The 20,668-nt window shown below is 50.8% G+C and carries 18 protein-coding genes; 7 read left to right on the top strand and 11 right to left on the bottom strand.

What is annotated here, in order from left to right; all coding sequences use genetic code 11:
- The first annotated feature begins 2 nt into the window (after positions 1 to 2).
- The 4 genes from dcuC (at position 3) to IV54_RS01380 (ending at position 3,588) form a co-directional block, all read left to right on the top strand.
- Positions 3 to 1,409, top strand: coding sequence for a C4-dicarboxylate transporter DcuC (gene dcuC, locus IV54_RS01395; protein WP_057877613.1), 1,407 nt, complete (start codon positions 3 to 5; stop codon positions 1,407 to 1,409).
- Positions 1,410 to 1,425: 16 nt separating this feature from the next.
- The gene (locus IV54_RS01390; protein ID WP_057877612.1) at positions 1,426 to 1,899 is read left to right on the top strand and encodes a GNAT family N-acetyltransferase; all 474 of its coding nucleotides are present in this window, start codon (positions 1,426 to 1,428) and stop codon (positions 1,897 to 1,899) included.
- Positions 1,900 to 1,948: 49 nt separating this feature from the next.
- Complete coding sequence (locus IV54_RS01385) at positions 1,949 to 2,680, top strand: GntR family transcriptional regulator (RefSeq protein ID WP_057877611.1); 732 nt, start codon at positions 1,949 to 1,951, stop codon at positions 2,678 to 2,680.
- Positions 2,681 to 3,057: 377 nt separating this feature from the next.
- Positions 3,058 to 3,588, top strand: coding sequence for a DUF3278 domain-containing protein (locus IV54_RS01380; RefSeq protein ID WP_057877610.1), 531 nt, complete (start codon positions 3,058 to 3,060; stop codon positions 3,586 to 3,588).
- A 41-nt stretch (positions 3,589 to 3,629) separates the two neighbouring features.
- Here IV54_RS01380 and IV54_RS01375 read toward each other — a convergent pair whose 3' ends face one another.
- The 4 genes from IV54_RS01375 to IV54_RS01360 all read right to left on the bottom strand — a co-directional run bounded on the left by IV54_RS01375 (position 3,630) and on the right by IV54_RS01360 (position 7,893).
- Positions 3,630 to 5,036, bottom strand: coding sequence for an MFS transporter (locus tag IV54_RS01375; protein WP_057877609.1), 1,407 nt, complete (start codon positions 5,034 to 5,036; stop codon positions 3,630 to 3,632).
- A 466-nt stretch (positions 5,037 to 5,502) separates the two neighbouring features.
- A complete protein-coding gene (gnd, locus tag IV54_RS01370; protein WP_057877608.1) occupies positions 5,503 to 6,408 on the bottom strand; it encodes a phosphogluconate dehydrogenase (NAD(+)-dependent, decarboxylating) in 906 nt (301 codons plus the stop codon).
- Positions 6,409 to 6,602: 194 nt separating this feature from the next.
- The gene (locus IV54_RS01365; protein ID WP_057877607.1) at positions 6,603 to 7,262 is read right to left on the bottom strand and encodes an HD domain-containing protein; all 660 of its coding nucleotides are present in this window, start codon (positions 7,260 to 7,262) and stop codon (positions 6,603 to 6,605) included.
- On the bottom strand, positions 7,249 to 7,893 hold the full coding sequence (locus IV54_RS01360; protein WP_057877606.1) for a TetR/AcrR family transcriptional regulator: 645 nt from the start codon (positions 7,891 to 7,893) through the stop codon (positions 7,249 to 7,251). The genes IV54_RS01365 and IV54_RS01360 overlap by 14 nt, the downstream gene beginning before the upstream one ends.
- Positions 7,894 to 8,087: 194 nt before the next feature.
- Between IV54_RS01360 and IV54_RS01355 the strand changes: the two genes are divergently transcribed.
- Both IV54_RS01355 and IV54_RS01350 read left to right on the top strand, forming a co-directional pair.
- Positions 8,088 to 8,984: an ABC transporter ATP-binding protein gene (locus IV54_RS01355; protein ID WP_057877605.1), complete on the top strand. Its 897-nt coding sequence runs from the start codon at positions 8,088 to 8,090 to the stop codon at positions 8,982 to 8,984.
- 5 nt (positions 8,985 to 8,989) lie between these two features.
- Positions 8,990 to 10,612, top strand: a complete 1,623-nt coding sequence (locus IV54_RS01350) for an ABC transporter permease (protein WP_057877604.1) — start codon at positions 8,990 to 8,992, stop codon at positions 10,610 to 10,612.
- A gap of 485 nt (positions 10,613 to 11,097) precedes the next feature.
- Here IV54_RS01350 and IV54_RS01345 read toward each other — a convergent pair whose 3' ends face one another.
- Together IV54_RS01345 and IV54_RS01340 are read right to left on the bottom strand one after the other, a co-directional pair.
- On the bottom strand, positions 11,098 to 12,285 hold the full coding sequence (locus IV54_RS01345) for an acetate/propionate family kinase (RefSeq protein WP_057877603.1): 1,188 nt from the start codon (positions 12,283 to 12,285) through the stop codon (positions 11,098 to 11,100).
- 60 nt (positions 12,286 to 12,345) lie between these two features.
- On the bottom strand, positions 12,346 to 12,933 hold the full coding sequence (locus IV54_RS01340; RefSeq protein WP_057877602.1) for a TetR/AcrR family transcriptional regulator: 588 nt from the start codon (positions 12,931 to 12,933) through the stop codon (positions 12,346 to 12,348).
- Positions 12,934 to 13,193: 260 nt separating this feature from the next.
- Here IV54_RS01340 and IV54_RS01335 point away from each other — a divergent pair, with 260 nt between their 5' ends.
- Positions 13,194 to 14,591, top strand: a complete 1,398-nt coding sequence (locus IV54_RS01335; RefSeq protein WP_057877601.1) for a YhgE/Pip family protein — start codon at positions 13,194 to 13,196, stop codon at positions 14,589 to 14,591.
- 112 nt (positions 14,592 to 14,703) lie between these two features.
- Here the strand turns inward: IV54_RS01335 and IV54_RS01330 are convergent, their stop codons facing one another.
- The 5 genes from IV54_RS01330 to adhE all read right to left on the bottom strand — a co-directional run bounded on the left by IV54_RS01330 (position 14,704) and on the right by adhE (position 20,625).
- Complete coding sequence (locus IV54_RS01330) at positions 14,704 to 15,054, bottom strand: aggregation-promoting factor C-terminal-like domain-containing protein (RefSeq protein WP_057877600.1); 351 nt, start codon at positions 15,052 to 15,054, stop codon at positions 14,704 to 14,706.
- Positions 15,055 to 15,277: 223 nt separating this feature from the next.
- Positions 15,278 to 15,913: an aggregation-promoting factor gene (apf, locus tag IV54_RS01325; RefSeq protein ID WP_057877599.1), complete on the bottom strand. Its 636-nt coding sequence runs from the start codon at positions 15,911 to 15,913 to the stop codon at positions 15,278 to 15,280.
- 616 nt (positions 15,914 to 16,529) lie between these two features.
- Positions 16,530 to 17,126, bottom strand: a complete 597-nt coding sequence (gene apf, locus IV54_RS01315) for an aggregation-promoting factor (protein ID WP_057877597.1) — start codon at positions 17,124 to 17,126, stop codon at positions 16,530 to 16,532.
- A gap of 73 nt (positions 17,127 to 17,199) precedes the next feature.
- Positions 17,200 to 17,445: a hypothetical protein gene (locus tag IV54_RS01310; protein WP_157054320.1), complete on the bottom strand. Its 246-nt coding sequence runs from the start codon at positions 17,443 to 17,445 to the stop codon at positions 17,200 to 17,202.
- Positions 17,446 to 18,015: 570 nt separating this feature from the next.
- Positions 18,016 to 20,625, bottom strand: a complete 2,610-nt coding sequence (adhE, locus tag IV54_RS01305; RefSeq protein ID WP_272947286.1) for a bifunctional acetaldehyde-CoA/alcohol dehydrogenase — start codon at positions 20,623 to 20,625, stop codon at positions 18,016 to 18,018.
- Positions 20,626 to 20,668: the final 43 nt, after the last annotated feature.

Genomic DNA, 20,668 nt, shown 5'->3' with positions numbered 1-20,668 from the left:
TCATGAATGCGATTTTAATTTCTGTCATTGGTATCCTTGCCGTTGCCGTATTGGTTTACATGCTTTTGAAGAAAAACGACATCAAGATGGCCCTGTTATCCTTAGGGTTAATCCTGATGTACGTCGCCATCATCCTGGGCAATAAGATCGACGTTTCCGCAACTACCGGGCTGACCTGGCTCAATCCCTTCCAGGCAATCGTCGACCAATTCTCAAACACCTTAATCGGTCCCGGATTCGTCATTTTAATCCTGGGTGGTTACAGTGCCTACATGAATCACATCGGTGCTAACCAAGTCACGGTTCACGCCCTGACGAAGCCGATTGCTAAAATCAAATCCGTCTACATCTTGGTGCCAATCGTGTTCTTATTAGGGAACTTACTCTCCCTGGTTGTGCCAAGTGCTTCCAACTTAGCTATTATCTTATTAGCAACTTTATATCCCGTCCTGCGGGCCACTGGGATGTCACGTTTAACGGCGGCCGCCATCATCGGGACCTCCGCAACCATTGTCCCCACCCCATTGGGCTCTGACAACGTCGCCGTGGCCGCTCAGCTCCACATGTCCGTCACCGACTACGTCTTCCAAAAACATGCGCTGGTTTCCATTCCAACGTTGATTGCCATCGCGTTAGTGCACTACTTCTGGCAGAAATACCAGGATAAGAAGCACCCTGAAGAACTCACTTACGAACAAGAACTGCTGCAAAGTGACGACAAGGAAGCCCAAAAGGCAACCGAGGATCTGCATTACACCGGCTTCAAGGGATTTGTTTACGGCCTCTTACCCCTGTTACCAATCGTGCTGTTACTGGTGGTCTTCTTCACCAATATCTTTGCCGGCACCAAGTTCGAAATCAGTGTCCAAGTGGTCAGTCTGATTAGTTTCGTCATTGCCGTTATTGTCGAACTCTCCTACAAGCACCAGGTTCGCCAGGTCTTGAAGGAAACCAACGCCTTCTTCGATGGGATGGGGGCCGTCATGGGCATCGTCGCCCTGCTGGTCTCGGCGCAGGTCTTCGTTCAAGGTTTAACGTCCATCGGAATTATTAACCTGGTCCAAGATACCATGCAACACATGAGTAGCTCTGGGATTGTCTTACCAATCGTCATGGTGCTCTTCACCGCTGTCATCGTCTTGCTCAGTGGGAGTGGGACTGCCCTGATCTTTGCCATGATTCCTCTGATTATCCCCCTGTCTAAGGCTGCCGGGATTTCACCAGTTGCGTTGTCCGTTCCCATGCAATTGGCAGGGAACCTCCTGCGGGCCGTGTCTCCAGTCGCTGCCGTGGTCTTGATCGTTGCCGGAACCACGAAACTTTCTCCGGTTCAGATTGTTAAACGGACCTCGGTACCCATGGTCTTTGGGGTGATCATGATGCTTGTGATGTCCCTCATGATCTTCTAAGGGTGGCGAGATAGGCATGATTGCAACCCTGAATAAACGTCTCGCCCAAACCAGTGACTTGCCTGGCCTAACGGAACTCCTGGCCGATGCCCAACGCCAAATGCAACAGGCGGGTATCACCCAGTGGAATCCACGTTATCCCAATCCAGATACCCTGCGGGCCGATATCGACCAACAACTCCTGTGGTTATACGGTCGGGACCAACGCGCGGCGATCACCCTGACCCTGGCAGACAACACGCTCCAGCTCCATCGCCTGATGGTGCACTCCGAATGCCGGGGCCATGGTCTGGCAACCCAGATCTTACAAGACCTGATCGCCGTTGCCGCCAGTCGCGACCTATCTGGCCTCCAAATCACTACCAATCATACGAACCGGCCCATGATGCACCTACTCGAAAAGGCTGATTTCCAACTCACTCGTGAGTTTCTCATGCCCGACCGGACGGCCTATGGCGCCTTCTATGAATATAATTATGCTCTCAACTAAACCCATGCTAAAATGAGTTTGTAATGAAATAGATTGCGAGGGCTTATGAATGCACCGTTCACCCAAATATGTTCAAGTTTATAATCAGATATTAAAAATGATTAAGCAGGGCCAACTCATCCCCGGGGAAAAACTCCCGTCCGAGGAGGTCCTCCGCACTGAATTTGACGTTAGCCGCGTCACGCTCCGTACCGCCCTCTCCCTACTCAAGGAAGACGGCGTGCTCGTCAGCGTTCACGGTAAGGGTCACTTCATCAAGCGGGAAAACAATTTCAGTGAGCGGGGCATCGAGTCCCTCGACTCACCGATCTTCAAGAGCCTAACGACGCCTGTCACCGACCGCGAAGTCTACTACCATGAGAACCTGCCGAGCGCCTTCACCGACCAGCTCTTCCATCGGTCCGATGAACCCTACTACACGCTCAACATCTGGTATCAAAATGACGATGGCAACCTGGCCAACAACCTGGCCATTATCATGCCAGACACGGTTACGGCCTTCGATATCGATCTGGAAGACTCGGCCAGCATCACACAGTTTCTGGAGAAAGATCTCTACCAACACGCCGCCAGCTCTCAGCTGACAATCACCGTGTCGGAGCGTGATCGATCAACCTTCCGCCGCGCCTTTGTCGGTCGGGGACCCTTGGTACTCATGACCGAGGACGTCTTCGGCCTCAACGGCCAACGGCTGGCTCAAAACAAGTATTACGTCCCGAGTGACGTGTTTCGCACCACACTCAATCGCTACCCAATTAAGTTTCAAAATCGTGAGCGATAGCGTGTGACATTGCCGCCTCCGGCAACCAGCCAGAACCCCCATGAGGCAGACCTGAAGCCTGAGAAACGGTCTTCAGGGCAACCTTGAACCTCGCTAAAACCGCGAGTTTCAAAGTTGGCCGTGCTCTAAGCCGAGACAAAGCCTCGGCTAAGACCACCGACACGGGGGTTCTGGCTAGTTGTCTTCGGCTATGTTCACAGCGCTCCGTTTATTTAATCCTCGCGTCGACTTAATTTGTCATAACTTTTCCATCTGAGTATCCGAACTAACCTTCGGATACTTTTTTTCTCGACACGGGTAGCCGCCATGGTTATACTGAAGCTTGGTAGAAGCCCTTCGGAGTGGGCTTCTAAAACATTATTCGGGGAGGTAACAACATGACCAACAACCACCCTTTTCATGACAAATTCAGCATCTGGTTCTATGGTGTCAACGGAGAATTCGATGACACCAAACGCCTAGCGGCCAAGCGGATCGAGGACAAGGCGCTCCTCTGGGGGGCCATCTACGTTTTCCTGGCCCCAATTATCACGAGTTTCTTTGCCCAACGCCATCCCACCACCGCACTCTCCTGGTTAGCCCTCACCAGCCTCTTCTTTCTAACCGGAGTCGTTGTGTACCTGCTAGGCGCGGGTTACGTGCTTGGTATCGGAAACCGTAAGCAACAACGGTTGAGCCGCCAGCAACCGGTCTGGCTTCAGGCGATTAGCACGGGGATCAGCGCTGGCAGCCTTTATGGTGGCCTGACCTACCTGTACTTTGCCGCCATTGATGCCATTGACTCTAAGACTAGTATCTGGTCTAACTTGATCCTGCTCAGTAACATCGGGGATGCTCTCGTACGGATCGCCGAATTTAGCCCTGCGATGATTTTCCTTTACTGGCTGTATCTTAGATTCCATCACTAAATTAATAAGGACGACCGGCAAATGCCAGTCGTCCATATTTTTTACTTATCAGTCTTTTGGTGCTTGAACACAATCATATATAGGCCAAAGTTAAGAATACTCAGAACCAGAATCAAGCCAAAGGCCAACTGACTTCCTCGCGCCGTCTGTTGCGCATTGGACAATCCTGGCGTCTTGACTGAGGACATCAAGGCCGCCAGAATCGTGGTCCCTAAGGACCCAGCGAACTGTTGCCCCGTGTTATAAATGGCATTGGCATCGGCTCGCTGTGTCAGCGCAACCTCTTTCAACCCATTTGTCAGGGTATTACTGAAAGCCATTGACCGGCCAATACTGAATAAAACGTAAAGGATCGCAATGATCAGCACGCTCAAGTGTTGCCCCAATACGGTGAAGAAGACCGCCGCTAAGGTAAAGAGACTGCTCCCCAGTAAGATTGGCAACCGCGCTCCGTGCGCATCCAACAAGTGGCCAAACCAAGGTTGGAGCAAGGCCGTCACCAGGCTTCCGGGAAGTAACATCATCCCGCCGGCTAATGAACTCGCAGCCACGACAATTTGGGCGTAGTTAGGGAGCGCGAAGTTAATCCCAATGTTGCAGAATTGCAGGCTCACGTAGGCTAAGAAGCTAAACGTGAAGACGGGATTCTTGAAGATTTCTAGTTTGAGAAGTTGATGCTCGCTGTGCTTGGATAGGTGAATGTAGCCCCAAATCATCACAAGAGCCAGGCCAACGCCACCCAGGAATTCCCAGCTCAGGAGACCCGCGGTACTGAGACTATTGACCCCCATCGTAAAGCTGACAAAGGCGATGGCGAGTAGGATAAATTGAAGCCAATCGAAGTGAACCTTCGACACGGGATCGAACTGCTTAATGGCCCGGAAACCCAGGAGTAAGACCAGGGCTTCCACCGGAATCGTGGACCAAAAAATCATCCGCCAATCGGCTAAGGAAACCATGACTCCCCCGAAGGTTGGGCCACTGGCCGGCGCGATCATGAGGATTAACCCGGCCATCCCCATGTAGAATCCAAGGCGCGAGCGGGGCACACTTTCCATGACCACATTAAACATCAACGGAATGGCAATCCCAGCACAACCGGCTTGGATGATCCGACCGAATAATAAGATTCCAAAACTGGGTGCGAGCGCACAAATCGAAGCGCCCAAAATAAAAGCGGTCGCGGCCGCCACGAAGAGTTGTCGATTCGTAAAGCGTTGTTTGAGGAAGGCCGAGGTAATCATCAGTAGCGATACCGTCAACAGGTACCCCGTGGTAATCCACTGCACGGTACTGAGGGATACGTGCATGGTTTTCATTAACGTTGGGAACGTCACATTCATCGAGGTTTCCACTAGAATTCCCAGGAAGGCCATCAGCGCTACCGCAAAGATGGCGATTAAGTTGCTCCGCGAGACCTTGTCTGGGTCAGAATTTACTTGCGTCATTTTAACATCTCTCTTTCAAATTAGCGTCACTGTTTACTATCATACGCACATTTTCTGAAAAATGCATGGGTGAATTTATATTCCTTATTAATTACGCCACCTACGGTGGGTGAGGGAGACGTCCTATGGGGCACGCCCGAAGCCAAAACCCGGTCTTCGGACTCGCCTTCGAGCCCCACAAGGGGCGTGGGTCCCAAAGACGTCCCGTGCTGTAGAACCGGAAGTTCACCGGTTTAACACCACCGACACAGGACGTCTCCCTCGCCCACCTCCGGCTCCGAATACTGGTTAAATTCAAGTCCCTAAAAGATTGCCACTAGTATTTTCAGACATAACGGCCTATTAAAAATTTTCTCCCAGCGTTCCAAACGCAAATCGCATCTGGCTCTCCTCAATAGTGATTTTGACACAAGAAAAAAGGGACCAGCATCATTGCCAGTCCCTCCATAAAATTCAATTTTAAAGTTTACTTCTTAGCCTTGTCAACCGCGTGACCACCGAAGCCGTTCCGTAAGGCGGCAACGACTTTACCCGTCATGGTGTCGGTTTCCATTGAACGGTAACGCATCATCAGGGAAAGCCCGATAACTGGCGTTGCCACTTGTTGGTCCAGGGCTTCTTGTAAGGTCCACTTACCTTCGCCAGAGCTGTGCATAACACCCTTGATGTCATCCAACTTCTCGTCATCCGCAAAGGCTTCTTGAATCAATTCCATCAGCCATGAACGAACCACAGAACCCGAATTCCAGAGCTTGGCAACGGCTTCGTTATCGTAATCGAAGTCACTGTGAGCCAGGACATCGAACCCTTCACCGATGGCTTCCATCATCCCATATTCGATCCCGTTGTGGACCATCTTCAGGTAGTGACCGGAACCGGCAGCGCCGGTGTAGAGGTAACCATTCTTGTCGGAAATGCCTTCGAAAAGTGGCTTCAGGGTTTCAAAGGCCTTGGCACTCGTCCCACCGATCATGAAGTTACCATTTTCGCGGGCACCGGCTTGACCACCGGAAGTCCCACAGTCGAAGAAGTTGATACCTTGGGCTTCCGCTACCTTAGCAGCGGCCGCCGAATCCTTCCAGAAAGAATTCCCACCATCGATAATGAAATCGCCCGCATTCAACTTTTCCGTCAGCGTGGTGATGGTCGAGTCAGTTGGCTTACCGGCCGGCAACATCAACCAAACAATCTTGGGCGTGGTCAACTTGCTTAACAAGTCTTCGAGTGAGGTTGCGGGTTGTGCACCAAATCCGGCAGCTTCATTAACGAAGTCCTGGTTCAAATCGAATGCCACAACTTCATTTCCATGGTCCATCATGTTTTGAGCTAAGTTACTACCCATTTTTCCTAATCCAACTAATCCAATCTTCATGGTTTAAGTTCCTTCCTTTAATCGAAAATTCGCATCAACCTAACGACTCCTAGTATATGTAAAAAAGTTACAAATTTCAAGCTATTTTTGTAAATAATATACAAAACAAACTAAGAAACCCGTTATACTGGGATTTTGCATTTGTCATTTTGTGAAGAAAATAACTGAAAAAATGACTAATCACCACGCATTTTTTATGCCTGGGCGTTCCACTCGGCCTTATATTCTGCCAGGAAGTCGAGCATCACCTGTTGCCGGTGTTCGGCCACCCGCTTAGCGGCGTCGGTGTTCATCAGGTCCTTCAGTTTGAGTAATTTTTCGTAGAAGTGGTTAATAATGGTTTCGTTGTCCAGGTTCCGGTACTCGGCATGCGTCATGCTTGTTCGGGGCTTAACAGCTGGATCGTAGATCTTTTCACCGAAATGACCGCCAAAATAAATCGCCCGAGAAATCCCAATTGCCCCAATCGCATCCAGCCGATCGGCATCTTGGACGATTTGACCTTCCAATGGCAGTGGCTTGGCAGTCCCATCAATCGTCTTGTGATAAGACATGTTGTCCATAATCAGAAAAACCGTGTCACTGTCGGCGGCGCTGAAGCCCTGCTGGGTCAAAAAGTCACGCACCTCGGCACTGGCTGCGGCGGTATCTTCAACCAGCTTCTCATCAATGACATCGTGGAGGTAGGCGGCGGTGACCGTCAACACGCGGTTAGCGGCGGGATATTCCCGCACTAACTTATCGGCGAGACTGACGACGCGTTGAATGTGATCAAAGCCATGACCGGTCTCGTCATCCCCCATTTTGCTCTGCGAAAAGGCTCGAACTGCTGCTAAAACATCATTTTCCGTCATGTTTACGCTCCTTAGAAGTTTTTCCTTCCACCGTGTCCGGGGCAAGCCCCACGAACCCATAGAAGAATAAGTGCATTAATTGGTCAATCAGTTGCCGATACTCGGGAATATCGTGGTCCGGTGAACTGAAGTAATCGACATACATGTCCAAATACATCGTCAAAGCTGCGTTGGAGATATCCGGATTAATCATCCCCGCGTCTCTGCCGCGCTGAATGACGGCATCCCAGAAGGATTGTTTTCCAGCATCGTACGTGGCCTTAGCCTCACCGTTACCGAACTTTCCTTGCATGTCCGCGACCGTGAAGTTGTAGAAGTCCTGGCTCATGCCGGCGGAGACTTTCACCTTGGTCTTCATCATGAACTGAACGACCTCACGGAAGGACTTCTTGGGGTCATCGACCACCGTTCGGTACTGGGCATAGCCACCCACGATGAGATCCAAGACGACCTGGTGAGCCAAATCATACTTACTATCAAAGTACTTGTATAGGGTGACCTGCGACACGTTGGCCTCATCCGCCACGCCCTTCACGTGTGTGGGTTTATAGCCATCGCGTAGAAATAACTTGGTCGCGGCGGCCAAAATTTTACGCCGCTGTTGGTCCTTTCTCTCTTGGTTCGTTGCCACTTGGTTCACGTCCCCTTGCCTGTTTTTTAAAATGTCAGCGGTTTCTTCTTAGCTGTTATTATTTTAGCACATTCATCCCCAGCGTATTTAAATTTTGTGAACTATTTTAGATAAATAGTTCACCTTTCTATTGACTTCCCCCAAACCAAGGCTTACGATGATAGCGATTTAATAACCGTGAGGAGGGGATTCAAATGGCAACACAGCCTATTTTACAAATTCATCAGTTACAGAAAAAGTTTGGCCGTTTTCAAGCATTAAAAGATATCACCTTCAGTGTGAATGCCGGTGAGGTGTTCGGGTTCATTGGACCTAACGGTGCTGGTAAATCAACCACGATCCGAGTACTCCTGGGGTTGATCCGCGCAACTGGCGGATCGGCCACCATTTTCGGTCAGGACGTCTGGCACGATAGCGTCACGATCCACCAACGTCTGGCCTATGTGCCCGGCGACGTATACCTCTGGCCAAATCTGACCGGGGGCGAAATCATTGATCTGTTACTCAAAATGAACGGCACGGCCCATTCCGACAAGACCGATGCCCTAATCAAACAGTTCGGGCTTGATCCGACCAAGAAGGCGCGGACCTACTCCAAAGGGAATCGCCAGAAGGTGGCGCTGATTGCCGCCTTCTCCCAAGATGCCGATTTCTACATCTTTGACGAACCAACCTCTGGGCTCGATCCACTCAACGAACGGGTCTTCCAGGAAGCCGTCTTAGACTTAAAGCAACGTGGCAAGGCCGTCCTGCTTTCAAGTCATATTCTCTCTGAAGTGGAACGCATGTGTGACCGCATCGGGATCATCCGTGAGGGACAAATCATCGAGACCGGGAGTCTCGCTGAGATGCGCCACCTGACGCGCACCATGGTTACTGTTACGCTGGGCGATGACTTTGACGTGACCACCCTGCCCGGGGTTCACGGTGTCACCGCTGGCCATCAAGCCCACGAGTGGCAATTTGCCGTCGAAGATTCGCAATTAGCCACCATCATGGCTACCCTGGCGCAACACCAGGTCATGGCCCTACAGAGTACGCCACCAACTCTTGAAGATCTCTTCATGCACTACTACACGGGAAAGGAGTGATCGCCATGTCACGTTATGGACGTACCGGTCAACTGATCCGGTTAGCCTTTCGCCGCGATCGCTTCCGGATTCTCATGTGGATTGTCATTCTAGCTGCCCTGATGGCCAGTGTGGCTTGGAAGTTTGAAGACATCTACGGCACGCAATCCGAGATTGCCGCCATCAAGGGGACCCTCGCTAGCCCGGGGATCGTCGCCATGTTTGGGGCCTTCTCCTTTAAGGGAAAGGTCACAACCGCCGAAATTTTTGCCAATGAAATGCTCTTATTCATGGCGCTGATTCAAGTCGTCATGAACCTTGCCCTCAGCGTCCACGCCACGCGTGGTGAGGAAGACCTGGGCATTACCGAACTCGTGCGGTCTCACGCCGTCGGCACGGCCGCCCCATTGGCCGCCGCGGCCTGGGAACTAGTCATCGTCAATGGCCTCCTGGGCATCCTCTACAGTGTCGGTTTAACCGCCGCTAACATGCCTGGTGCTTCGCTTGAAGGGAACTGGTTAATCGGGATTGGCTTGGCCACTACCGGCCTCCTATTCGGTTTCTTAGGCCTCTTGACGGCCCAGGTGGCCGATCACTCGGCCAGTGCCACCGGAATTGCTTACACGCTTTTTGGCATCAGCTATTTAGCCCGGATGATCACCGATGTTCAGCATCCACGACTCACCTGGTGGTCGCCATTGGGTTGGGTGGAAAAGTTAGCGCCATACAACGACGCCAATTGGCTACCTGTTTGGTTGAGTCTGGCTACCGCCCTGATTCTCTTCGGTCTGGCCGTCATGGCCAACAATCGCCGAGACCTTGGTGCCGGTGCGCTGACGACACGACCGGGTAAGCGTCGCGCCTCTGCCTTTCTACGGGGCCCACTTTCCCTATTATGGCGGCGCCAACGCAACGTCATTATCGCGTGGATCCTCGCAGTCATCATCTTCGGAGTTGCCTACGGAACGGTCTTCAACACCATCGGTGACATCCTTAAGACCAACCCGACGATGCAACAGGTCTTCGGCGCGGCCATGGTCCACGAGGCTAACCACAAAGTCCTGTTAAGCTTCACGTCACTCCTGGCCGTCGTCATGGCCGCCGTGGCCACCATCCCTGGCATTCAGCTAATCTTAAAGGCCCACACCGACGAAACTCGGGGCTGGTTGGAAGCCGTTTACGCGCGGCCAGTGAGCCGCACCCGCCTCTTCTTCAGCTACGTGGGTCCCGCCTTTCTGACCAGCACTCTGGCCTACATTGGCGGTCTGGGTGGGATCGTCGTCATGGGGGATGCCAGTCTGGATCACGTGAAGGACGGCATCAGTGCCCACGAATTCTGGCAAGGTATTGCCGGACAACTTCCCGAAATCTGGGTCTTCCTGGGCATTGCCGTGTTACTCGTCGGCTGCTGGCCACGGATCAAGACCTTTACCTGGCTCTACCTGGCATTGGGCTTTGTCTCCGTCTACATGGGGAGCCTACTCAAGCTGCCTAGCTGGGTTAAGAATGTCACCCCTGCTGGCTGGATGCCCCGGATTCCGCAACACGCGGTCGACTGGACGACCTTTAGCTGGATGATTGGTTTAGCTATCGTTCTGGTTATCGTCGGTTGGCTGGGTTACCGCCGTCGGGATCTTCAGATGCGGTAATTTCCGTCTGATGACAAACCACAATACCAGATTGGCCACTACCGTTCTAACAATGAGGTCCAATCCGAACCAGTATGTTTGTCTGTTATCTTGACCCGCAAGCAATCTCACTTATGCTTTAAAAATCGCAACAATTGTAAAGCCCTCAACCATGCTAACCAGCGCGGTTGAGGGCTTTTTTGACTGTTAAATTTGTGATACCAGCAGAAGACTTCGATAACTCCCAAACCTAGACCGCCATGACTCACCACCTGAGCCGGAGGAGGCCAGGGGTGGAGCCAGCCGTGACGAGTCTGTAAGACCGAGCGCTTTTCTCGGCCTTACAGACTGGGACGACTTGGGAGACTCGCGGTTCTCAGCGGGGCTTCCAAGCGAGCCGGAAGCCCGCCCTTTGGCTGCAGGCGGTCCCCACAGCAGGCGTAACCCCTGGCAGCCGCAGGCGGCCCAGTTTCACAAGGCGGCCTATCGGCCTTTTTTAACAGAATTTAATGGGACAAACGGTCCACGTCGCGGACAATCATAAGTTCCTCGTTGGTTGGCACGACCAGAACCTGAACAGCTGCGTTGTCCGGGCTCACGATATGTTCTTCACCCCGGAAGTCATTCTTAGCGGGATCGATGGCAACACCGAAGACTCCCAATTTATCAGCAATGGCCTGGCGCATGGCGATCCCATTCTCACCGGAACCAGCCGTGAAGACAATGGCATCCAAACCACCGAGTTCGGCCACATAGCTCCCCACATAGCGGACTACGCGGTTAACGAACATATCCAAAGCCAGCTTGGACTTGGGTCGCTCGTCTTGGGTGTCTTCCAGGTCACGTTGATCGGGTGACAATTCGGACACCCCTAACAGCCCAGACTTGTGGTTTAAAATATCCACCATGGCTGGCATATCAATCTGGAGTTTCTCCGCCAGGAAGGCGACCAGGGAAGCGTCGATATCCCCCGAACGTGTCCCCATCATGACCCCTGCGAGGGGCGTGAAACCCATCGAGGTATCGAGGGCCTGACCGTGGTCAAACGCCGTGACCGAGGAACCAGAGCCCAAATGCAGGGTGATCAGTTTCAGGTCTTCTAGGGGTTTGCCGAGAAGTTCTGCGGTTCGGTGCGCCACGTAACGGTGGCTAGTCCCGTGAGCCCCGTACTTACGGGCCCCAAACTTTTCGTAGTATTCGTAAGGCAGGCTATACATGTAGTTCACGGCCGGCATATCCGTATACAGGGAGGTGTCGAAGACCGCAACCTGTTGGGCATCAGGCAATAACTGCTGGAAGACCTCGATGTAATAGGCCTGAACCGGATTGTGGAGCGGTGCATAGTCCTTTAAAGACTTGATCTGGTCCAAGACTTCCGGCGTAATCAGCGCAGAATCCTTGAAGATTTCACCCCCGGCGACGATTCGATGACCGACACCGGTGATTTCACTCAAGTGGTCCAAAATCCCGTAGGACTTGAGGCGTGTCAATACCATGGCCGCCGCTTCTTGATTGGTGATGTTGTCCTGGGTATCCGTAAATTTTTCGCCGTTGGCCAGCTTGACCTTAAAGATTGAGCCAGGCAGATTTAAACGATCGACCAAACCAGATGCGATGACCGTCTCCTCAGGCATTTCAAAGAGCTTCCACTTCAGTGTTGAACTTCCCGCGTTAATTGCCAATGTTTTTCCCATAATTTCCTCCTACGCTTTTTTCTCAGTTAATTACTAGTGTAATCAACTTTGTATCCGCTTTCAAGAATTATTTGAAAAGCTTTCATTGTCACCGACTAATTGTTGGGGTGAAAGCGTCCGTGTTACCTTGAAAATCGCGTAGGCTCGCTGCGGAGATAAAACCACGTCACGCGTCAACCAATAACGAATGAAGTCGAGAACTCCCTGGACCACGATCTCCTGCGCAATGTCTTGTGGAATCGCAGCTTCACCATCGACTGGAACCGCCACAATCATCACAATGAGTGCCTTGAGGCGGGGGCCAATCTTTGACGCCGGACACCGCAATAATGCGGCACTCAAAGCCCGTTGGTGATACAAATATTGAAACAATTGCCAAAAAGCATCCCGCTGATCCGGTACCATTTTCCCCATTGGCTTGGGATACTGTGTAAAAATTCCCTGCACGGCTCCCACCAGCTCATTCTCATAGCTCGTTAGTAAATCAAATTTATCCAAATAGTGCTGGTAAAAGGTTCCGCGATTAATCGTGGCTTCACGAGCTAAATCTCGAACTGTGAGACGGTCAAATCCCTTGTCTGCAAGCAATTTAACGAAAGCCCGCTGCAACTTAACCTCCGTTGTCAGAACCCGCGTATCTGTCTCCATGCCATCATCTCCTCACTGAATCACGCCATTTTAAATCAATTAGATAACTTTTCTTTAACAGCGTCAATCAACACTTCCGGTAAACCTGTTGTTGGCCTTTTCAGTTAATCAAGCCAGCCTTTTATGGGAAAACTCACGACAATGTTGGTCATTTTTACCCAACACTTCCACCTATATTGTCGATTGCACCACTTGGCCGGTGGCCTTACGCTAAGGGTGTTTTAGAGCAACGCAACAGCTCCTCGAAAGGTGGGATTTTCATGTTAAAGAGTGAATGGCACGCTTTATGGCAACACAAATCTCTGATTCTAGTTCTACTCATGATTGCCCTAATCCCGGCAATCTACTGCTACCTTTACCTATCGTCCATGTGGAACACTTATGGTCATACCGATGATATTCCCGTAGCCATCGTGGATCACGACCGACCAGCAACGACCCATGGTAAAACGATTGCGATTGGCCGACAACTCACCCACAACCTCATTCGATCTGACAGCCTCGACTTCCACCATCTCTCGGCAACCACAGCAGAGCGACAACTAAAATCCGGGAAAGTTTATCTCGTCGTCACGGTTCCCCGCGACTTCTCTCAGGACGCGACGACCTTACTCACGACTCATCCCCAGCAAATGCAACTTCACTACACCCAAAACTCCGGCCAGAACTTCATTGTTTCCAAGATTACTAGCGGAATGGCCACCAGCATTACGACCAAAGTCAGCCGAGAAGTCACACAGTTGAACGTTCAAGCCCTCTTAACCGCTGTCCACGGCGCATCTGCCGGCATGGCTGCCGCGGCCAAGGGAACGACTGCTCTCTCAGCTGGGAGCCAGCAACTTGGTCTGGGAACGCAAAGACTTCTGACCGCCACGACACCGATTCACAATCAAGCGTTGACCATGGGCCTAACCGCCTCGCAGCAAGGTATTCAGCGCCTCCAGCAAGGATCCGTTACGATGGGGCAGGCTCTCACTAATGGCCATCAACAACTCGCAACAATTGCCGATACCACGGCAACAGCAATGGCTTTAGCGCAACCCGTGGCAGTTCAAAGCCACGATATTGCCAAGGTTCCCAATAATGGTACCGGGATGGCACCATTTGCCATTGCAATTGGCCTTTACGTCGGTGGGATTGCCCTGGGAACCATGTATGACGGGGCGATATTTTACCGCAAGCCACGCTTAGCCCTCACTTGGTGGGGAAGCAAAGCCAGTGTCGTCGGGGTGGTTGCACTCATTCAAAGCGGCCTACTCTTCTTTACGCTACGACAAGCTAACGGCCTAACCGTCCGCTCGGAGTCCGCCCTCTTCTGGGCCATTCTCCTGGGATCAGTTCTATTTCTTTCCCTCATCTTTTGCCTTCGCCTCCTACTCGGTGGTTTCGGCACCTGGCTCATCTCGATCGTCTTGGTTCTACAACTCGCAAGTTCTGGCGGCTTATACCCGACGCCATTGGTCAGCTCCTTTGCTCAACGGCTCAATCCATGGCTACCGATGACCTACCTGATCGATCTCTTACGGTCAGCCATCTCTACGAATACCGGCACCAATACCGCTTGGGGAATTCTCCTGACTATGATCGTGGGATTCAACCTACTAATCGTTCTCAAGTTCCACCTGCTTATGAAACAAGAACCACTCGCCGAATCCTAATTAAAAATGGCGTCAAATTCAGCGTAAATACTGAATTTGACGCCATTTTTCTTTATTGGCAAACGCCAAAATAAAAAGCCCAGGAAAATCCCGAGCCGCTACTCATCATGATTTAGAACCAGCCACAAGCCAACCAGTGGCGCTTAGCCTTGACCCAGGTACCATAACGGCTATGGGCGTATCGATCCGCCGTCTTCTCCTGGTTAGCCTTACTGTAGTCCCCTTTTAAGTAGGACCGGGTGAGCTGGTAACGACCATAGTAAAGACCGTTCGTGGCCTTGTAGTTTCCACCGGATTCCTTCATGGCAATCCACTTCTTTGCCTGCCGCTCTTGCTTGGAAAGCTTGCAAACGTAAGTGACCTTGGCTTCGGCTGTGGTGGTTGACCCCACCAACGTCGTCACGCCAGACAGAACCAACGTCCCCATCATTAACATCGTCATCAACAGTGCCTTTAATTTCAAGCCGGTTCCTCCTTGTCTGGTTGTTCTTCAGTAACCCCAGCATAAGCTTCGACTGTTACAGGCAAATTGAGTAAATGTTACAAAATGATGACAACCAATTCTAGTTTGAATCGTTTACACCGACAAACCCCGTCACAACGGGATTCCGCGTACGCAAAAATGACGGCTCCCCCAAAGAGGAACCGCCACCGTTATTACCTTCAGTTAATTAAGTTGGCTAATTTTAGTACCAGCCGTTTGCTTGCCAGAATGACTTGGCAGCGGACCATGAACCGTAACGAGAGGTCACGTAGTTGTTGGCAACCTTTTCTTGGTTAGCGGCAGAGTAATCCCCATGCAAGTAAGAAGCGCTCAATTGGTACTTCCCAACGTATTGGCCGTTACGAGCTGAGTATGAGCCACCAGACTCCTTGTTGGCAATCCATGCCTTAGCGGATGAACTGTTACCGGAAGTTGACGTCGTTGAAGCAGAGCTAGTCGTCCCAGTAGAAGCGGATTGACTGCTGTAGTTATTAGTGCCAGTGTAGTTGGCAGAGTTGTTAGTATTAGCAGAATAAGTCGAAGTCGTGGTTTGGCTAGGCGTTGAAACTTGGCTGCTAGTCGTAGTCGTGCTGGTTGACGAAGCTGATGGCACAACCAGAGATTCACCCACGTAGATGACGTTAACGTTCTTTAAGTTGTTAGCCTTTTCGATTGATGACACACTGGAGTTGTATTGGTTTGCAATCTTAGAAACCGTGTCTCCGGACTTAACCGACACCCGGACGTCGGCGTTAGCGGAAGTGGTGCTGGCAAAGAACCCGGCACCTAATACTGCGGCAGTACCTAATGTAGAAACTAAAGCTTTTTTGATATTCATAAAATGAATGTCCTCCTTTGATTAGTGAAGCGGTCTGTGTCTCAATTACTTAACGAGACCTATCATAACCTGTGGAGGTTACACGGTGGTTGATACTGAGTTACACGCTGATTAAGAAAAATCGCCTTACATGACAAACCGTAACATGGTTAACCACGCCGCAACATACGGGGACTTTCTAGGGCTTATGTTGCTGTGGTGTGACGGTTTAGCGAGAAAAAGTGGAGTTTCGGCGGTCATCTTCGCTGTTCTTTTCTGCAATATACCGCGATCTTTCGCCAAAAAAGTGGAAATTTTGGTGCTTTTTAACCATTTCGCAGAACGTTTCTTCCTAAATATAAGTAAAAGACAGTGTGCCAAGTCATTCCTAGCGAAAGAAAATTGGCCGTTATCCAGTCTCTTCACAGACAACTTTGCGCCACGCTGTCAGGTAAGTTAGCCGTAAGAGTCCTTACATCGGAAACTTATTCGCAATGACCTATTTTCACGCAACGGTCCATGTTCAACTCAAACAGCTATCCCATCTCCGTCCATTTCATTTTCAGCGCAACAAAAAAGCACAGCGGACCTGCATCCGCTGTGCTTACTTGAATTTAAACGTTAAATGAGCTGAGTTTTAGTACCAGCCGTTTGCTTGCCAAAATGATTGGGCAGCAGACCATGAACCGTAACGGGAAGCAACGTAGCTGTTGGCAACCTTTTCTTGGTTGGCAGCAGAGTAGTCACCGTTCAAGTAAGAAGCACTCAATTGGTACTTCCCAACGTATTGACCGTTACGTGCTGAGTAAGAACCGCCAGATTCTTTACCAGCAATCCAAGCTTTGGCACTGGCTTCTGAACCAGACACACCAGTAGAAGCAGCAGTGTTGCTGCTAGTCGTGGTTTGTTGTTGGGTAGAAGTCGTGTTTTGCGTTTGGCTAGCGGTGTTGTAGTTTTGGCTAGCAACGTTAGCTGAACTAGTCGAAGTCGTTTGCGTGCTGTTTGGCACGTTCAACTTTTGGCCAACAAAGATCAAGCTACTGTTAGCCAGGCTGTTTGCCTTTTCGATAGCATTTACAGATGAGTCATACTTGTTAGCTAGTGACCAAACAGAATCCCCCTGCTTGACCGTAACCTTAACATCGGCATTTGCCGTGTCGCTAGTGGCGAAGAAACCGGCACCGACAACGGCAACCGTTCCAAGAGTCGTAACTAAAGCTTTTTTGATATTCATAATAAATGAATGTCCTCCTTTGTTTGCTTAACGGCTATTAGAATAACTGATGGTTATGTCAGTGAGATTGGTGTTAGGTTACACCAGCGTTAAGAAAAATATTACAGTATGACATTCCGTAATATTTGTTACCCTGTTGTAATATAAACCGCTTTAATCGCCCAATTTTTACCCATTTTAGCCAAAAAGAGACCTTTTTTCCCGTGTCTTTTGCACCGAAAAATCGAAAAAAACGGTCATTTTTCATGATAATTTGATGAAATTCTGACTCTTTCGCGACAATTTCACGCAAAATCATGCAAATTTCACGTTCGATCACCCCCATTTTTGTCAAAATTAGGGAGCGGGTCCCGGCTTATTTTATAAAATTGCTTGTTTTTGAGCTATCATCCTCCAAATAAGCCCTCGGCAACAAACTCCGAACAGCGACTCACCCATTCACCGAGATGTTAACTTCTAGCGGTTACTATTATAGTAGAAAACCGATCCTTTTGGAGACAATATCACTTAAAACATAGCTACCCAGTCGACGTCTCGCACCGATTACCATTAACCATCTTGGTATGTCGACCATCGTCTCATCCTAACCATCGGCTACCGTCACACCATTTCATGGCAACTCACAACCGTAGCCGGAGGAGGCCAGGGGTGAAGCCAGCCGTGACGGTGGTGTTAGACCGAGTGGGCTTCTCGGCCTTACACCACGGGCGACTTTGAAGACCCGCGCCTCTTAGCGGGGCTTCAAATCGAGCGAGAAGCCTGATCCTCAGGCTGAAGCGTCCCCACAGCAGGCGTAACCCCTGGCAGCCGCATGCGGCCCTCTAGCACTTTGCCCCTACCACATGCATAAAAAAGGCGGTACCCTCGCTGGAGTACCGCCCGGTGTTGCTTATTCTTCGACGTTCTTGCCGTCGTATTCATCAATCATAATTTGCTTCAGTTCAGACACGAGTGGTTCCCGTGGGTTGGCCGTCGTACATTGGTCCTGGAAGGCCAATTCAGCTAACTTGTCCACGGTCCGGTCGAAGTGCGCCTTGTCCACGCCGTTAGCCTTCAGGCTCAAGGTCACGCCAACTGAGTGTGCCAAGTCAATGACTTTAGCGACGAGGGCTTCCTTCAATTCTTCCTTAGTCGTCCCGGCTAACCCCAAGTAACGGGCAATCTGAGCGTAATCTTCATCGGCTCTGAAGGTTTCGTACTTAGGCCACATCGCCAGCTTCGTTGGTTCCTGGAAGTTGTACCGGATAACGTGTGGCAAAGTGATCGCGATAGCCAAACCATGAGGCAAGCCGAATTCTCCACCTAATTTGTGAGCAATCGAGTGGTCAACCCCGAGGAAGGCGTTGGCAAAGGCCATCCCGGCTAACGTTGAGGCGTTGTGCATTTCCTCTTTAGCCGTGACATCCCCATTGTAAGAAGCCGTCAGATTTTCCATAACCAACTTGATGGCTTGCAGCGACCATGGCCGCGTGTAGTCGGAAGCCATGGCGGAAACATAGGATTCAATGGCGTGGGTTAATACGTCTAATCCGGAGTAAGCCACCGTCTTCTTTGGCACCGTTTGGATAAATTGTGAATCCACAATGGCCACGTCAGGCGTCAAAGCATAGTCAGCCAGTGGGTATTTCACGTGCGTCTTGGAGTCAGTAATGACGGAGAATGGCGTCACTTCTGAACCAGTCCCAGATGTCGTTGGAATGGCCACGAATTGGGCCTTGTGTGGCTTGTGGAACTTGTAAGTCCGCTTCCGAATATCCAAGAATTTCTGCTTAGCGCCGAAGAAACTAGCGTTAGGATCTTCGTAGAATAACCACATGTTCTTCGCAGCATCGATTGGTGATCCCCCACCTAAAGCAATAATGGTATCTGGCTTAAAGGTCCGCATCTGCGCTACCCCACGTTCAACCGTGTCGGTTGTTGGGTCGGGTTCCACGTCAGAGAACAAGGAGTATTCGATCCCATTTGGTTGACGCTTCAATTCATTTAAGACGGTGTCGATGTAACCCAGTTCAACCATTGATGGGCTGGTAACCAGGAAGACCCGCTTGATGCCAGGCATGTCGTCGAGGTAACGAACGGATGTCTTTTCAAAGTAAACGCGAGGTAATTTAATCCACTGCATGTTATTTCGCCGCTTTGCAATAGTTTTGATGTTCAACAGGTCAAATGAGGAAACGTTATGAGACACGGAGTTCTTACCCCATGACCCGGTTCCTAACGTCAATGAAGGAATCATTTCGTTGTAGAGGTTCCCAATCCCACCGATAGCGGAAGGCGTGTTGACGAGGACCCGGCTGGCCTTCATCTTAATCCCAAATTCCGTGGCGAGATCGTCGTTAGTCGTGTGGATACCAGCCGTGTGACCCAGCCCACCGAAGTGGAGGAGGTCATCACAGATTTGGAAGGCATCCGCTTTGTCTTTTGCCTTGTAAACGGAAATCACTGGCGATAACTTTTCTTGAGAGAGTGGGAACTTTGGTCCGACACCCTTCAATTCAGCTGCCAGGACCTTGGTGTTAGCGGGCACTTCAATCCCAGCTAATGCCGCAATCTTAACCGCAGCCATCCCGGCGATTGGGCCCTTGACGCCACCCTCTGGTCGGAACATCGCATCAGCCAGAGCCTTTTCGTCGGCCTTCTTAATGAAGAAGACACCACGATCTTGCATCTCTTGCTTAACAGCGGTATAGATTTCTTGGTCAATGACCGCACTGTTTTCAGAAGCACAGACCATCCCGTTATCAAATGTCTTGGAAAGGACGATGTCGTAGACGGCCCGCTTGATCTTCGCCGTTTTTTCAATGTAGGCTGGACCATTACCAGGGCCAACCCCTAAGGCTGGCTTACCGGTTGAGTAGGCCGCTTTGACCATGCCGGGACCACCGGTGGCCAAGACACTGGCAACCATTGGGTGATTCATCAGCGCCGTCGTGGCATCCAAGCTAGGCTTATCGATCCACTGGATCACGCCTTCTGGCGCACCGGCAGCGATCGCGGCGTCGCGAACGACCTTGGCCGCCATCACAGAAGACTTCTGGGCCTGTGGGTGAAAGGCAAAGATGATTGGATTCCGCGTCTTCACGGCAATCAATGACTTGAAGAGTGTCGTTGACGTTGGGTTCGTCACAGGCGTAACCCCGGCCAGAATCCCTAAAGGTTCGGCAACGGTAATCAATTGACGTTCACGGTCGTCCTTGATGATGCCGACGGTCTTGTCATGTTTGATCGAGTGCCAAATTTCTTCGGTGGCAAACATGTTCTTAATGGCCTTGTCTTCCATGACCCCACGGCCAGTTTCTTCGAAGGCCGCCTTGGCTAATGTCATGTTTTGGTCGAGACCGGCAATCGCCATCTGGTGGACGATGTGGTCGACCTTTTCTTGGGTAAAGTCGTCCATGGCACACAGGGCGTCGTGGGCTTTAGCCGTTAACCGGTCAATCATCTGGTCAACGGTTTCGGTTTTTTCAGTTGATTTTAATTTTGGATTTTCTTCCTCAATTGTCAAATCAAGTGCAACACTAAGAATCTATTCTTAGAAGTGG

The organism is Levilactobacillus paucivorans, assembly GCF_001437125.1.
Lineage (GTDB): Bacteria > Bacillota > Bacilli > Lactobacillales > Lactobacillaceae > Levilactobacillus > Levilactobacillus paucivorans.
This window is presented reverse-complemented; position numbering and strand designations above follow the sequence as displayed.